General features: G+C 61.9%; 14 protein-coding genes. 4 read left to right on the top strand and 10 right to left on the bottom strand.

The features are described from left to right. Positions 1 to 43: 43 nt before the first annotated feature. The 3 genes from CHB88_RS17735 to CHB88_RS17725 all read right to left on the bottom strand — a co-directional run bounded on the left by CHB88_RS17735 (position 44) and on the right by CHB88_RS17725 (position 2,636). Positions 44 to 478 carry a DUF2946 family protein gene (locus CHB88_RS17735; protein WP_176442540.1) on the bottom strand — a complete coding sequence of 145 codons (435 nt, stop codon included), beginning with the start codon at positions 476 to 478 and terminating at the stop codon, positions 44 to 46. A 278-nt stretch (positions 479 to 756) separates the two neighbouring features. Further along, the gene (locus tag CHB88_RS17730) at positions 757 to 2,091 is read right to left on the bottom strand and encodes a carbohydrate porin (RefSeq protein ID WP_089400681.1); all 1,335 of its coding nucleotides are present in this window, start codon (positions 2,089 to 2,091) and stop codon (positions 757 to 759) included. 308 nt (positions 2,092 to 2,399) lie between these two features. Then, entirely contained in the window at positions 2,400 to 2,636 is a 237-nt protein-coding gene (locus tag CHB88_RS17725; RefSeq protein ID WP_089400680.1) for a hypothetical protein, read from the bottom strand. Positions 2,637 to 2,931: 295 nt separating this feature from the next. Between CHB88_RS17725 and CHB88_RS17720 the strand changes: the two genes are divergently transcribed. The 3 genes from CHB88_RS17720 (at position 2,932) to CHB88_RS17710 (ending at position 5,925) form a co-directional block, all read left to right on the top strand. Continuing rightward, positions 2,932 to 3,861 (top strand): hypothetical protein, encoded by a 930-nt coding sequence (locus CHB88_RS17720; RefSeq protein ID WP_143131345.1) that lies wholly within the window; start codon positions 2,932 to 2,934, stop codon positions 3,859 to 3,861. A 673-nt stretch (positions 3,862 to 4,534) separates the two neighbouring features. Then, complete coding sequence (locus CHB88_RS17715) at positions 4,535 to 5,473, top strand: hypothetical protein (RefSeq protein ID WP_143131344.1); 939 nt, start codon at positions 4,535 to 4,537, stop codon at positions 5,471 to 5,473. Between the two features lie 116 nt (positions 5,474 to 5,589). Beyond that, positions 5,590 to 5,925 (top strand): hypothetical protein, encoded by a 336-nt coding sequence (locus CHB88_RS17710; RefSeq protein WP_089400677.1) that lies wholly within the window; start codon positions 5,590 to 5,592, stop codon positions 5,923 to 5,925. Positions 5,926 to 5,990: 65 nt separating this feature from the next. On the opposite strand, the gene CHB88_RS17705 is transcribed toward CHB88_RS17710, so the two are convergent. Then, a complete protein-coding gene (locus CHB88_RS17705) occupies positions 5,991 to 6,905 on the bottom strand; it encodes a pirin family protein (RefSeq protein WP_089400676.1) in 915 nt (304 codons plus the stop codon). 190 nt (positions 6,906 to 7,095) lie between these two features. On the opposite strand from CHB88_RS17705, the gene CHB88_RS17700 reads away from it, so the two are divergent. Then, positions 7,096 to 7,863, top strand: a complete 768-nt coding sequence (locus CHB88_RS17700) for an alpha/beta hydrolase family protein (protein WP_089400675.1) — start codon at positions 7,096 to 7,098, stop codon at positions 7,861 to 7,863. Positions 7,864 to 7,867: 4 nt separating this feature from the next. Here the strand turns inward: CHB88_RS17700 and CHB88_RS17695 are convergent, their stop codons facing one another. The 6 genes from CHB88_RS17695 to CHB88_RS17670 all read right to left on the bottom strand — a co-directional run bounded on the left by CHB88_RS17695 (position 7,868) and on the right by CHB88_RS17670 (position 15,071). After that, positions 7,868 to 8,428 (bottom strand): hypothetical protein, encoded by a 561-nt coding sequence (locus CHB88_RS17695; protein ID WP_217900193.1) that lies wholly within the window; start codon positions 8,426 to 8,428, stop codon positions 7,868 to 7,870. A gap of 158 nt (positions 8,429 to 8,586) precedes the next feature. Continuing rightward, the gene (locus tag CHB88_RS17690; RefSeq protein ID WP_176442539.1) at positions 8,587 to 8,919 is read right to left on the bottom strand and encodes an Hpt domain-containing protein; all 333 of its coding nucleotides are present in this window, start codon (positions 8,917 to 8,919) and stop codon (positions 8,587 to 8,589) included. Further along, a complete protein-coding gene (locus tag CHB88_RS17685; protein WP_089400672.1) occupies positions 8,912 to 9,307 on the bottom strand; it encodes a response regulator in 396 nt (131 codons plus the stop codon). The genes CHB88_RS17690 and CHB88_RS17685 overlap by 8 nt, the downstream gene beginning before the upstream one ends. Positions 9,308 to 9,341: 34 nt before the next feature. Next, complete coding sequence (locus tag CHB88_RS17680) at positions 9,342 to 12,896, bottom strand: PAS domain-containing protein (RefSeq protein ID WP_176442538.1); 3,555 nt, start codon at positions 12,894 to 12,896, stop codon at positions 9,342 to 9,344. A 357-nt stretch (positions 12,897 to 13,253) separates the two neighbouring features. Further along, positions 13,254 to 14,444 (bottom strand): acetyl-CoA C-acyltransferase family protein, encoded by a 1,191-nt coding sequence (locus tag CHB88_RS17675; protein WP_089400670.1) that lies wholly within the window; start codon positions 14,442 to 14,444, stop codon positions 13,254 to 13,256. A 138-nt stretch (positions 14,445 to 14,582) separates the two neighbouring features. Then, positions 14,583 to 15,071, bottom strand: coding sequence for a chemotaxis protein CheD (locus CHB88_RS17670; RefSeq protein ID WP_176442537.1), 489 nt, complete (start codon positions 15,069 to 15,071; stop codon positions 14,583 to 14,585). Positions 15,072 to 15,097: the final 26 nt, after the last annotated feature.

Raw genomic sequence — 15,097 nt, 5'->3', positions numbered from 1 at the left:
CGACCGCACGCGGGCGCATCACGATGGCATTGGACGAAGAAATTTACCGGGGCGAGAAAACCGCGGGGGGTGCGCGCGGCTGGGCCGAAAGCCAGATGAACAGGGGCTGCGGCGCCAGATAAAACAGCACCGGAAAGACCGCCACCGCCACCGCATTGAAGAAACGCTGCGCCAGGCGGGGCGCCAGGCCGAAGGAACCGGCATGCGTCAGGCAGAACGGACAATGCTCGAAGTGAAGCTCATGTCCGGACGAAGAAGGTTCGGGCTCCTGCGCGGCGGGCGAATCGAGCGCGGCGGCATGATGCGCTTCATGGTCATGATCGTGGTCATGGCGGACATCATGCCCAGCGCCATGTGCGGCCACCATCTGGTCAGCCTGGATTCGCGCCGCCAGCAGATGGGAAACCGTCGGCGCGAGCGCCGCCACCAGCACCGCAAAGGCAGCAAGCCATGCAGCGAGAGGGTGGGGAAGGCGCAAGCGGATCATCGCCGGATGTTACCACGCCGGCAACTTCCATCCGGGCCTTCGCTCCGAATGCCGATGCACGCCTGCTTCAATCGTCCATCCGCATCCAGCGCAATACGCGCGCGATGGCAAAGCCGGCGACGAGCGCGGCGGCGATGATCAGCAGCAGCAGAATGACAAGATTCTCCATGCGTAAACCCGAGGTCGTTCGAACTGGTCGATGAAACCCGTGTTAACCCGGGGTTGGAGAAAAGTGTAGCCCGGCAGGCGCCGAAGGCTTTGATCCAAGCTCAATACTCGGCATGCAGTCGCAGCGAGGCAATCGACACCGGGCCGCGGTCGGCGTTGTAGGCGGGATTGAGGATGCGCTGAAAATCCAGGGTCAGGCGCACCCGGCGCGCGGCGGCGAAGCTGTAGTAGCCTTCGAAGATGGTTTCGGGCCGGTAATTCAGCCGGCCGTCGCCGATGAAGGCGCCGCTGCCGCCGGCCGCCAGGTAATCGCGGTGGACGCGCGACAGGCCGTTGCGGGCGAAGGCGATGCCGACGGCGTCGTCCGGCCGCCGCCAGGAAGCGCCCTTGACCACCATGCCCGCGGAGACGGAGCGCTCGATCTCGGTGAAGGCATAGGTTTCCGACTTGCCGTCGTTCCAGCTGGCGCGGGCGAACATGCCGACGTCCGGCGACAGGCTTTGCTCGGCATTGATGCCGTAGCCCACCTTGCTGCGTTCGCGGCGCACGTCGGCCACGTCCGGCGCTCCCCCGGCCAGCGCGGCGGCATCCAGGGCATCGCGGAAGCCGCCCATGTTGGCGCGGTTGCGGAAGGCGAGCAGGCGCACCGTCCCCGGCTGGCCGCCGATGCGATGGCCATGTTCGACTTCGACCTGGTCGCCGTAATGCGCGAAGATGCGCTTGTCGAGCGGCAGGCCGTTGGACTCGGCCGGCTGCATGAAGCGTCCGGCGCGGAAAGCCCAGTCGTCGTGGAAGTATTCGAGCGCCGCGCCCCAGCTGAAGCCGCGGGCATCGGCGGCGTAATCGTAGGCGCCATTGGCCATCAGCGACCAGTTCAGAAATTGGGTGCGCGGATCGTGGGCGTAAACGTTGTTATCGAAGACGTCGATCACCGCGAAGTTGCCCGCGGTGAGCGTCAGGCGTCGCCGGGAAACGAGGCCGGCAAGCTGGTTCACATCCGACTCCACCGCCTCGCTCTCGCCGCCGAGATCCCAATGCTGGCGTAGGAAAAGACGCGCCCGGTAGAAAGTCGGATTCGGTCCGCTGGTTTTCTGCTGCTCTCCATTGCTCATGCCGCCCAGGCCGCTCAATCCGGACAGCGGCACGCCCTGCACCACCTCGGGATTGAAGTAGAGCTCGGTATTGCGCCACGGACGCCAGCCGAGCGCCGCGGTGGCGCTGAAGGAGTAACTGGTCTCGCGGTCGCTGCGCAGGCTCTTGGGGCCGGAATAGGCCGCCGGAAAGGAAGGCTTGGCTTGCCAGATATAGGTCGCCTGGAAATGCGCCTGGAAATTTTCCTGATCCGCGTCCGCGGCCAGCGCGCAAAGCGGCAAGCCGGCCAGTAACGGAACGGCCCGGCGGCAGATCAGCGTCAGAAAATTTCTTACTCGGGGCATCGGGTTCTCCAGTCTTGGGCACGGACCAGCGGCCCCAACCTTGTCGCGGCGGCAATCATACCGCCATCCGGCGATTTGAATGGCCTTGCCGGGCAGACGGCCCAGTCCTGAAATGGTTCTGGCGAACGGGCCGGTTACCATGCGCGGGCCGGGTCTGGACGAAAAAAAGCCCGCTCACCTTGCGGTTGCGGGCTGAATCCAATTCAAGAGAGTTGGAGGAGACAAGTGCAGAATAATGTTTCCCCAGGCGAATGTCCGCTTTATTGTGCGAATACCAGATATATATATTTCATATATCATGCGCCGCCTCATATTCCACCCGACTTGAGCAAGGCATTGCCATGCTGGCGCGCCACCTCTTCCGCTTCCTCCTCGCTGTCGAATAAAGCCTCTCCTGCCACGCGTTCCTTCTCCCGGACGCAGACGAAATCGCCCCGCGCGTCGTCGAAGCGCTCGATCATTAGATAGGGCGCCCACTTTCCGGCCGCCGACGTCTGGAAGGCGATGAGATGCAGCTTGTACTTGCCTACGGTTTCTTCGGCCATGGTGGCTCCTTTTGTGAATGGCTGCATGCTAAAGCACAAACACTGATTTGCCTTGCGCTGCCTCACGTGCCTGTCTTGATGTTCGCTTGCTCTCATCGACTATGGATTCGCAGGGGTCGGGCGCATCCCGCTATTGCTCTGGAAGTTTGGAATAGCAGCGAAGGCAGGCGATTAAAATCAAACTCCGAGCTTGGCAAGTCGACAAGATGGCGCTTCGTTGACTGATGGCACCGCCGGCTCAGCTGTGCTTCTCCGTCAACGCTGCTTGTCCAACCCGCACAAGAAAGGATGCTTCATGTCGTTTGTTTCCGCATCACCCAATACCACTCCAGCTATCAGTTCATCTTCAACGCTTCCCTCGACGTCATTGCCCTCACCATCGCCATCTCAAACCGTTGCCTTCGTTGACGAGACCGCTGAGCTTGCGCGGACAGGTGCTTGGCTTTTGCAAACCATGGTGGGTTTAGGATTAGCCGTGGGCGGCCTTTTCGCCTATTTGGCTAACCGGTTCAAGCAAAAGCCGCCACGCACCTTGGATGACTTCAATAGAACCGTCCTGCAAGGCGATCCTTCGAAACTTCCGGAGCGAGTCGACAAGCTGGTCGCCAAACTGAGTGTCAATCCCGTTATCAAGCGTAACGTAGCGACTTTGGGTGAGCAATTCAAGCAGGCGCTCAACACCGGTGACCAAGCCAAGGCCAAGGAAATACTCTCAGTCCTTTGTGTGTTGGAGACCGGGCACACACCAACGGTCACAATGGACGCATTCCTCGGACGAGCGCTCCAGGCTTTTAAGGAGAAACAAATTGGAGCCATCCGCCAATGTATCTTGGAAATCGTTCCCAAGGAGACCACAGAAACTAACGACCGATTCGACCTCAAGCTCACGGCAATAAGCGGCAACGAAGCCGATCCATCTGCCACTGCCCATTTGAATACAACTGCAACAACGACCTCTTACAAAATACGGGACATTACCAAGCCTTATTCAATAAACAATCGAGTGAAGCTCAATGAAGTGTCTCACAAGATTGAAACCGAGCCAGCCAACCCGGTCATCTTGCATGTGAACATGCAGGCAAAGCGTGACCCGGCGAAGGGTCTTTACGATGAGGAGAAAATTGAATCTGGAGGCGCATGTATTTTCCCGGAAGGCACTATGTATTCGACGCCTCGAAAGGTGGTGAAAACATGGTCGCCCGTTCCAAGAGATAGGAAAGACTAGTCGACCTCTTTGCTGGATCCACTTGTAGGCACTCGGGAATAGCTGCCATCCGGCTTACTGAATTGACTGCTCGAGAACGAAGTTTCGGCTCGCTTGTTTAACTGCATGCGTACACGGATGCAGTGTTTAGCGCAATTCTCTTCCCAGCCTTATAAGCCGGAACTTCCAGAGAGAACAAGTCTGTAGCCTCCGGTATTGCTTGACTCAAACCGACCGCTTTGCCCGGCATGGAACAAGGTCACATGGCTTAAATCGGCTCGTCGACGGTATTGTCCGCCGAGGAAAAGCGTGGAAGCAAATCGGCTTGAAAACGTTTGATCAAGTTCTCAGGACTTGGTCTATGCGGGGCTGCTTCTCATTCTTTCTCAGGCTAGATGGAAGTGAGCACCCGGGTGCCAAGTCTTGACCTTGAAAAGGTGCTCGGACCTTCCCGCTATTGTTGGATGATCGAGCCCAATCAGAATAGTAATTATGCACGTTCAGCCATTCCCAATAGGACACTGTTGCGTCGTCGCTCCGGAGGGTTGGAATACTACTCAGTCCATGCGACAAAAATCAAACCAGTCATCCGGCAAGTCGACAAGATGGCGCTTCGTTGACTGATGGCACCGCCGGCTCAGCTGTGCTTCCCCGTCAACGCTGCTTGTCCAACCCGCACAAGAAAGGATGCTTCATGTCGTTTGTTTCCGCATCACCCAATACCACTCCGGCTATCAGTTCACCTTCAACGCTTCCCTCGACGTCATTGCCCTCACCATCGCCATCTCAAACCGTTGCCTTCGTTGACGAGACCGCTGAGCTTGCGCGGACAGGTGCTTGGCTTTTGCAAACCATGGTGGGTTTAGGATTAGCCGTGGGCGGCCTTTTCGCCTATTTGGCTAACCGGTTCAAGCAAAAGCCGCCACGCACCTTGGATGACTTCAATAGAACCGTCCTGCAAGGCGATCCTTCGAAACTTCCGGAGCGAGTCGACAAGCTGGTCGCCAAACTGAGTGTCAATCCCGTTATCAAGCGTAACGTAGCGACCTTGGGTGAGCAATTCAAGCAGGCGCTCAACACCGGTGACCAAGCCAAGGCCAAGGAAATACTCTCAGTCCTTTGTGTGTTGGAGACAGGCAAAGTGCCAGATACTGTTAATCAGGCGATCCTTGAGAGGCTTTTGCATCAGATTGTGCACGAGCCAAACAACTCCGGACCACAATGCGAATTAAAGGGCGAGACCATACTGGAAAATCCGAATGCCTTTCAATTCAGAATTACGTTAACTGCAAAACGCGACGGCAAACGAGACGAGAAAGTTAGAGCCGTCCTAAAGCTGGATTCATCGGTTGGCGTTTACGATCGGCCTGATGGCCAAAGACCTTACTCGGCAACAAACCGAAGGGAAATAAATCACTTTACGAACTCGCTTTTAGTCGATGGCAATCCAGTCGTCCGAACGCTCGATTGGGTCAGAACTGATTACTTCGATCAAAAAACCTTTTCCAATCACTTCGCTCACTACCAAAGCGTTGCGACCGGCACGTGCTTCTTCCCTGAGGGCAAGATGGATTCGACCCCACGTAGTTTGAGCATCACGTGGCCACCCGTGCCAAAGGATAAGAAAAATTGACTCCACAAAGCAAGGTCGTATTGTTGAAGGCAGGGAAGGTATTTGCACCAAGAGAACGAAGCACATTCATCGTGGTCTCACCCCCATCGACCACGCGAAACCTCCACATGAACCCGATGATCTGTGAGGCCATCGACCAGCGCCACATTCTCGAACTGCGCTATCACGGCTATTCCCGCATCGTCGAACCTCACATCTATGGCGAGGACAGGCACGGCAATGAAGTGCTGCGCTGCTACCAGCTGGCCGGTGGCAGCGCCAGCGGGGAACGGGCTGGATGGAAGCTGCTGTATGTGCAGGACGCGGTATTGGTGCACCTGACCGAAACCGAATTCATGCCCCGTGCCGACTACCGGGTGACGGACAAGGTGGTGGTCAACGCCTATTGCCGGATCGGGCTGCAGAATCCGGCTCAGCAGGACATGGCGGACCACCGACAGGGGGCACCCTGAGGATTGCTTCAACGACCGCAGCGCCTGCTACGAGGAACATCGCGCTGCGGGAAGAAAGGCGTCGGCTAGCTGAACGACTCCGCCGGTTTCGGTTCCGGCGGCAGCGGAATCCACTCGCTCTCGTCCGGCACCTGGCCGAAGGCCTGCTGGCGCCATTTTTCCTTGGCGGCCGCGATCGCATCGCGGCTGCTGGCAACGAAATTCCACCAGATGAAACGCTCGCCTTCCATTTTCGCGCCGCCGAGCAGCATCAGGCGCGCGCCGTCCTGGCTGGACAACTCGATCTCCCCGCCCGGCTTCAGCACCGCCATGCGATGCGCCTCCAGCGGCTGGCCATCGAGGCTGAGGTCGCCCTCGACCAGGTACACCGCCCTTTCCTCGTGCTCGGCCGGCAGCTTGAAACGGCTGCCGCCTTCCATGTCGCCCGCCAGGTAAAAGATCGGCGAGTAGGTGCGCGCTGGCGCCGACTGGCCGAAGGCATTGCCCACGATCAGCCGCAGCGTGACGCCCGGAAACTTGATCACCGGCAGGGTGGCGGCGGGATGATGCTCGAAGGCGGGCTCTGCTTCTTCATCGGACACAGGCAGCGCTACCCAGGTCTGGATGCCATGCAGGGTGCCGCCGCGCTCGCGCAGGTCCGGCGGCGTGCGTTCCGAGTGGGCAATGCCTGAACCCGCAGTCATCCAGTTCACGTCGCCAGGCCTGATGGCCTGGCGCGTGCCCAGGGAGTCTCGATGCATGATGGCGCCATCGAACAGGTAGGTCACCGTCGCCAGGCCGATGTGCGGATGCGGGCGCACATCCATGCCTTGGCCGGGAGAAAATTCCGCCGGGCCCATATGGTCGAAAAAGATGAACGGCCCGACCATCTGATGCGGATGGGCGGGCAGCAGGCGCTTCACGGTGAAGCCGCCGATATCCTTCACATGCGGCTTGATGAGATCGAAGCCCGGTCCGGTGTCGGGAATGGCTGGAGGCATGGGATTTCCTTTCGTTGCTGGCAATCGGGTCGCCCAAACGGTGTACGGAGCGAACCCGATGGCAGCATACTCTCCCCTGGACCGGGCTTTCGCCAAAAATCGGACTCGCCTTGCGCCAGCGCAGGCGGTGCGTAAAACTGGAGAATGGTACCTCGGCTACGAGGCTGCAGCATTCGAGCTAGGAGAAAGCATGAGCAGTCAGCGCATCGAATTCCAGGGCAGCGACGGCCAGCAACTGGCGGCGCGGATGGATTTTCCGGACGGGGCGCCGGCCACCTACGCGCTGTTCGCTCACTGTTTTACGTGCAGCAAGGATGTTCTGGCCGCGAGCCGGATTTCCCAGGCGCTGACGCGACATGGCATCGCCGTGCTGCGCTTCGACTTCACTGGACTCGGCGGCAGCGACGGCGAATTCGCAAACACCAATTTCTCATCCAATCTGGACGATCTGGTGGCGGCAGCCCGCTATCTGGAAACGCATCATCGTCCGCCCGCCTTGCTGATCGGCCACAGCTGGGGCGGCGCGGCGGTGCTGGCGGCGTCGGCTCGTCTGGGCGGCACCCGGGCGCTGGTGACGCTCGGTGCGCCGAGCGATCCCGCCCATGTGCTGGCCAGCTTCGGGGCCAGCCTGTCGGAGCTCGAGCGGGAAGGCGAGGCGACGGTGATGCTGGCGGGAAGGCGCTTCCCTATGCGCCGACAATTCCTGGAGGATATGGCGCACCAGCGACTGCTGGCCCATTTGAGGCAACTGCGGGCGGCGCTGCTGGTGCTGCATTCTCCCGAAGACGGCACGGTGCCGATCAGCCACGGAGAGGCGATATTCAACGCTGCGCCGCATCCGAAATCCTTCGTGGCGCTGCCGGGAGCCGATCATCTGCTGACACGCCGGGACGATGCGGATTATGCCGCCGGCCTGATCGGGTCGTGGAGCCGGCGATATGTGGCTGGCGCGGCTTGAGCGGCTAGCCCAAGCCGGTCAGGCGCGGTCCGTGGTGAAAATAGGCGAGATGCGGCGGCAGCCAATCGCGCAGCAGCCAGATGCAAAAATCGGCCACCCCGCCGCCGAGGGCCGTGCCCAGCGCCAGGACGCCGGCGGAGGCTTCCTCCATGCCGGGAAGGGACAAGCGGTGCAGCTGGGCCAGCATGTCGGCGTTTTGATCGAGGAAGATGACAAGCAGGGATTGCAGCGCTTCCGTATCCCTGCGCGCCTGGTGGAAAGCGTCGGCCCAGATGCGGAAGAAGTCCCCCATTCCAAATATGCCCGATAAGCCAAGCGCCCGCTGCAGGCAGCGCCGCTGCGCCCGGGAATAGTTCTGCACCGGATTCGGTGTGCGTCCCCCGCGCCAGAAATCGTTCACCGCCAGGTTTCGGAAGAAATTCCTCACCTCGGCATCGATACGCGTGTTTTCGTCGATGCGGTAAGGCACGCTGCCGTCGGCCGCGACATGGCGGGTAAGCCAATGCGGCTGTTCAAGGTCGGGATAGTTGGTTGAGGTTTCCCGCCCCAAGCATGATGCAAACATTCCGGACATCTGCCTGCTCCCATCGTGGATGAATCCGCTTCTTGTTATCGTATGCCGCGCTTGTTTCCGGCTTCACGCAAAAGCGCGACGGGCAGGAGAAGGCGGTGGCCTTGGCGCAACCGAAGCAATTAGTCTGCCCGGTCGCGTCAGGCAGGCATTCAAGGCCTGTCGGACGACCAGCGGACGACGAAGGAAGCAATCTCTTCACGCAGCGCCGGCGGGATCGCCGCATGGCCGCCGGGCTTCACCTGCTTGAGAACGACCTCCAGCCGGCGCGCTTCGGCACCGAGCTCGGGCATGCCATATACGCCAGCCGAGCCGGCCAGGCTGTGCAGCAGCCGGTGCAGCGTTTCGACATCCTCCGGTTGCATCGCCTGGCACCGCTCGGCGGCCGCTTTTATTTGCGCCAGGCGTCCAGGCAGTCCGGCATGGTAGCGGCGGCGCAGCGCCTCCAGCTTCTCCTGCACGGCGCCCGACCCAGACTCAATCATGCGCATCCCGCCAGAGCTGCTGTACCTGCTCCGGCAAGAGCATGGGATCGAACGGCTTGGCGATGACGCCCAGCACGCCCAGCGATTTGTAGTAAGCGATCTCGTTCGGCTGCACCTTGGCGGTGACGAACACCGCCGGGGTGGACCTGGTTTCGGGAAGGCGTCGCAGCGCATCCAGAATCATCGGGCCGTCGGCCTCCGGCATCATCACGTCGAGCAGCATCAAGTCCGGCGTGAAACCGGCATTGATCACATTGAAGGCCTCGATGCCGGAATTGCAGATGCGAACCGAGAAGCCGCCGACTTCCTCGAGCGAGATCTGGGCGATGGTCTGTATGTCGGGATCGTCTTCCACGTAAAGAATGGAGTGCAGAGCAGGCGCCGTCATGAGGAAGCCTTTCCGGGAATGAGAGGTGGGATGGTCATGCCTCGGCCTCCGTGACGTGCGGCGCCGCAGGCGGCTGATCGAGGGCTCCCGCAACCGGCGCGGCGGGTGAAGCAGCGGCGGCGCCATCGCCGGCAGGATTCATCAGCGCAGGAGACGGCTGCGGCAAAAGCGCCAGTTCCACCGGCGCCAGTGGCAGTTCGAAATAAAACTCCGTCTCCACGCCGGGTTCGCTGTAGAAGCCGATGTGGCCGTAGTGGCGCTCGATGATGGACTTGGAAATGCTCAGTCCCAAACCGGTGCCGCCCTTCTGCTGGGTGGCGCTGGCATCGGCACGGGCAAAGCGCTGGAAGATGCGGTCGCGGAACTCCTCCGGTATGCCGCAGCCATGGTCGATGACGGCGAAGCGGATGCCGGCTTCGCTGCGGCTGAGCGTGGCGCGGACCGTGCTGTCGGGCGTCGAGAACTTGGCGGCGTTGCCGAGCAGGTTGACCATGACCTGCAGAATGCGGTCGCTGTCGACCTTGGCGATGATGTCGTCGTCCGGCGGTTCGAATTCGAATTCCACCTGATATTGCTGGGCGTAGGGCTGGGTGGCGGTGATGGCCTGCTCGACCAGCGCGCGCAGATCGCAGGTCAGCATATGGAAATTCATGTGGCCGCTGCGTATGCGCTCGGCGTCGAGCACGTCGTTGATCAGCCGCGTCAGGCGGTCGCAGTTATTGCGCGCGATCGAGAGCAGGGATACCGCGCGCGCGCTCAGCTCACCCGCCATGCCGCCCACCATCAGACCAAGCGATCCGCGGATCGACGTCAGCGGCGTGCGCAGCTCATGCGAGACGGTGGAAATGAACTCGTCCTTCATGCGCTCGATCTTCTTGCGCTCGGTCAGGTCGTAAGCCACCGCGACATAACCGACCATTTCGAGCGCCTCGTTGCGCAGTGCGCTGACCGACATCATCACCGGCAACCGGCTGCCGTCCTTGCGGATGAAGGTCCACTCATGCTCGTCCACCAAGCTGCGGCCGGGCTTGGCGAAGAACACGTCGATGCCCGGGCGGACATGCATGTCGAGTTCGCCGGACAGCTGCTGGGCGCGCAGCATGATCTCGTCGGGATCGTGCAGCACGACCGGCGATTGCACGCCCACCATTTCTTCCTCGCTGTAGCCGAGCATGCGCTGGGCGCCGACATTGAAGGCGCGCAGGGTGCCGGTCATGTCGACCGAAAAGATGGCGAAGTTGGTGCTGTTGAGGATGGCAAGCTGCAGCGCGGAGGTGGCCACCAGCTGATGGTTCAGTTCATGCAGCGCTTCCTCCGCGCGGCGGAAGCGGGTGATGTCGGTGCCGACGCCGCAGATGCCGTAGACCACGCCGCTCTCGTTGCGCAGCGCCGAGCGCACGAAGAGATGGATCAGCGGACGGGTCTGGTCATGATGCAGCACTTCTTCGGAAATGGAGAAGCCTTCGCTGCAGACCCGATGGAAATGATCCAGGTATTCCTGCGCAACCGCCTCGCTGAAGATGCTCCGCACATTGCGCCCGACCAGCATGCCGCTCGGCAGATTCAGCAGCATTTCGAAGCGCCGGTTGGCATACAGGAAATTGCCGTCGGGGTCGCACACGTACACGGCAGAAGAGGTGCTCTCCATCACCGCCTGCAGCATCAGCATGTTCTCGCGCTGCTTTTCCTTCTCCCGTTTTTCCTGGGTGATGTCCACGCCGACGATGCAGACCCCATACAGGGTGCCGTCTTCATGGAACAGGGGCGACTTGGTGATCATGAAGGTGCGCAGCCCGGGGAAGTTGGCTGCCTGCAGTTCGATTTCCTCGCGCACATTGGCGGCGCCTTGCAGAACCTCGCGGTCGGTGGCGATATCCCGGCCGGCGCTCTCCGCGCCGAAGACTTCCTCGAGCGAGCGGCCGATGAGATCTTCCTTGTCCCAGCCGATCATGTCCGCGTATTCGCGGTTGACGTAGAGGAAGCGCGATTTGGTATCGCGCACGCAGAGGAAAGTGGAACTGCCTTCGACCAGCACCCGCAGCATGCCAAGGCTGGTGCGCAGCTGATCCCGGCTGGCATCCAGTTCGCGCGTGCGGTGTGCGACTTCGCGCTCTACGTTATAGGAGTGGCCGCTGATCTGAAGCAGATACATCGCCATCATGGCAGCGAAGAACATGCCTCCGCTGAGGGCCCACCATGAGCGCCAGCTCAACTGGCCGCCGCCGAACTCCTCGGCCGGCACCGCACTGAAGAGATACGTCTTACCGCCGAAATCGAAGCTGGTGTTGACCGCGGCCCAGGTGCGCGGCAGATTCGACTCACTGCTGCGGTAGAGCAGCGCCATCGAACCTGCCGGACTGGACTCGGTGAGGGAAAACTGCACCCGGCGCCGCTTGTCCAGTCCGACGGCATTGCGAACCAGGGTGTCGATATCGAAGGTTGCCACCAACGCACCGAGGAAAGCGCGCCGCCGTTCCGCCACGCTGCCGCCGTCCACACCGCCGCGGGTGACCGGAATGATCAACTGCAGTGCGAGTCGATTGCCTTTCTCGGACTGCAGCCGCAGCGGAGCGCCGGCGCTCAGTTCACCGCTATCGCGTGCTTCCTCGATCAGCCAGCGCAATTCCGGGATGGCGGCGAGGTCGGTTCCGGTCTCATGCACGGGGCCATCCGGCGCCTGCGCATATTGCACCGGCATGCGCAGCCGGCCGGCGCCCGCCTTGCCGCGCTGGCTGCCGCCTGTCCCGGCGCCAGGCGCCCAGACGACTCGGTGCAAGGCGGAATAGCGCTCCATGAGGCGGCCGGCGTTGGCCCGGAATTGCGCCTCGCTGACTTCCGGCGCGGAGCTGATGAAGTTGGCCATGCCATGCAGCATTTCGCCACGCAGGTTGAGCGCGGTTTGCATGGTCTGGGCAATCGAGAGGGCATCATCCTCGAACTGGCCGAATCGGTATTCCTGCTCCACTTCCCGCACGATGACGAAGCCCGTCACCACGACGGAAATGCTGACCAGAAGCGGCAAGCCGACGGTGTAACGCCGGGCCCGCCACAGCCGTGCCGGCTGTCCCTGCCAGATCAGCACCAGGGGCAGGGTCACGAGAACGCCGAGCGTGTCCCCCAGCCACCAGTTGAATCCATAATCAGCCAGCTTTTCCATCGGTATCAATCCTGCCGGCGCCAGCGCCAGCATGCCGATGCTGGCGCCTGTCAGGCAACTCGCCGGCGCCGCAAGGAAAAGAAATTGCAGCAGCGTGCGGGGCTTGTCGAGCGGCGAGGGATATTCGCCGTAACGCTTGATGAGCCAGGCGCCCAGCGCGGCCTGCAGCATGGCGCCCAGTGCGGTGATGCCGGCCGGCAGAAAGTGCTCGGGACCGAATGTGCCGGTGCGTTGGTAAATATGCCAGGTAATGAAAACCAACCAGCCAAGACCGATGCCGGGCAGGCAGCGCCAGCCGCGGATCAAGGTCAGGCCCAGCGCGAAACCGGCCGCCGGGAAAAAGGCAATGACGAGGTCGGGGGGCACCGCGAGCAATTCGGACAGCCAGGCGAGCGCTGCGTAGGCACTTGCGATGCGAAAAGTCTCCGCCACCTCAAGGCTCAATGTCCGTTTACCTAACGTGCGCACGTTGCCCATGACTCGCCGATAACCAACGTTATGGAATGTTTCTGCCCGGCATCAGAGTAACACCGATTATCTTGGATTTGGGTTTTTGCCGGACACGAATGCCGCTGAAATGACGAAATGGTGAACGGGTTGCGCAAGAAATCCCATGAATATGGGAGCGAAACGGCACGACGCCGTAAGCAGGGATGCGCTTACAGCAGGAATGGAATATGAAAGCAGACCGCTTGCTCCGCCCAGACCAGGCGCAAGCGGCGTGGCGCACTTTCGAGCGGACGGCGGGGAATCAACCGGCCCGGCCGAACGCCGGGCCGGTTGACTTGGTCAGAGCCGCTCGATGACGGCGGCGATGCCCTGGCCGCCGCCGATGCACATGGTGATCAAGCCATGGCGTCCTCCGGTGCGCATCAGTTCATACAGGCATTTCACCGTGATGATGGCGCCGCTGGCTCCGAGCGGATGGCCGAGCGCGATGGCGCCGCCATTCGGGTTGGTGCGGGCCGGATCGAGATCGAGCCCGCGGCATACGCCGAGCGACTGCGCGGCGAAAGCTTCGTTGGATTCGATCACGTCCATGTCCGAGAGCTGAAGACTTGCCCGCTGCAGCGCCAGCTTCACCGCCGGGATGGGACCGGTGCCCATGATGGACGGGTCCACGCCGGCCACCGCATAGGACACCAGTCGCGCCAGCGGCTTGACGCCGGCGCGGGCGGCCGCCTCGGCCGACATCAGCACACAGGCGGCGGCGCCATCGTTCAGGCCGGACGCATTGCCGGCGGTGACCGTCCCGCCTTCCTTGCGGAAAGCCGGCTTCAGCTTGCCCAGCGACTCGACCGTGGTGCCTTCCTTCGGATGCTCGTCGGTGTCGAACAGCTCCACGCCCTTTCGTGTCTTGATTTCCACCGACACGATCTGCGACTTGAAGTGGCCGGCGGCGATGGCAGCCAGGGCCCGGCGCTGGCTTTCGGCGGCGAAAGCATCCTGCTCCTCGCGGCTGATCCCGAACTGGTCGGCGACGTTTTCGGCGGTGATGCCCATGTGGCCGGCGCCGAAGGGATCGGCCAGGGCGCCGAGCATCATGTCCAGCACCTTGGCGTCGCCCATGCGGTTGCCCCAGCGCGCCGACTGCATGATGTAGGGTGCGCGGCTCATGGTTTCAGCGCCGCCGCCGACGGCTACCTCGGCGTCGCCGAGCTGAATCGCATTGGCGGCGGTGACGATGGCCTGCAGGCCGGAGCCGCACAGCCGGTTCAGCGTGAGCGCCGCCGATTCCTTGGCCATGCCGGCGTTCAGGCCGGCCACGCGCGACAGGTACATGTCGCGCGGCTCGCAGTGGATCACGTTGCCCATCACGATCTGCCCGGCCTGGGCCGGATCGACGCCGGCGCGGGAAAATGCTTCCTTCACCACGATCGCGCCGAGGTCGGACGCGCTGAAGTCCTTCAGCGTCCCGCCGAAGGTGCCGATCGCGGTACGGGCCGCGCCGACGATCACGACATCTCTGTTGTCTGCCATCTCTTGCCCCTTGGTCTCTGATATTGATTGCCGGCAGCGCCTGAAGGCATGCCGATGGAGTGTGTTGGCGCACTGTGTTGCGCTGCCACATTATGCGCCATGGACGGCGCCGGGTCCATGCAGGCCGGCGATGGGAAATTATCTGCCGGCCGGAGTAGGCTTCACCTGGCGCGACCAGACATGGCCGGTGGCGATGTCGAACACGATCTGGCGATGGCCTTCGCCATACAGGCTTTGCGAGACCACCGGAATGCCGTGGGCCTGCAGCAGGCGGCGCGCGGTTTCGCCGTTGCGGCGTCCGATCTGGAAGTTGATGTCCCGCTGCTCCGGGAACATGCTGGCGCCGCCGAATATCTTGCCCTCGCACTCCTGCAGCGCCGCGCCGAGCCGCTGCAATTCAGCCGCCATCAGCGCCATCGCGTCCTCGCCGTAGCGCGCGTCCGGCGCGCCGCATCGCATGTTCAGGGGCGCAGGGAGCAGGTAATGCGACATGGCGCCGATCCGCAGGCGCGGATGCCAGAGCGTGATGGAGACGCAGGACCCGAGGAGGGTGCGAATGGAAAAGTCTTCTCCGCCGACGAAATACTCGCCCGGCTGCAGGAAAATATCGATCGTGCTGCGGCCCATGCTGGTTGGCTTGAGCGGATGCCCCG

The sequence above is a fragment of the Noviherbaspirillum humi genome (genome assembly GCF_900188095.1).
GTDB lineage: Bacteria > Pseudomonadota > Gammaproteobacteria > Burkholderiales > Burkholderiaceae_D > Noviherbaspirillum > Noviherbaspirillum humi.
Note: the sequence above shows the minus strand (reverse complement) of the source record. Positions and strands in the feature narration are given on the sequence as shown.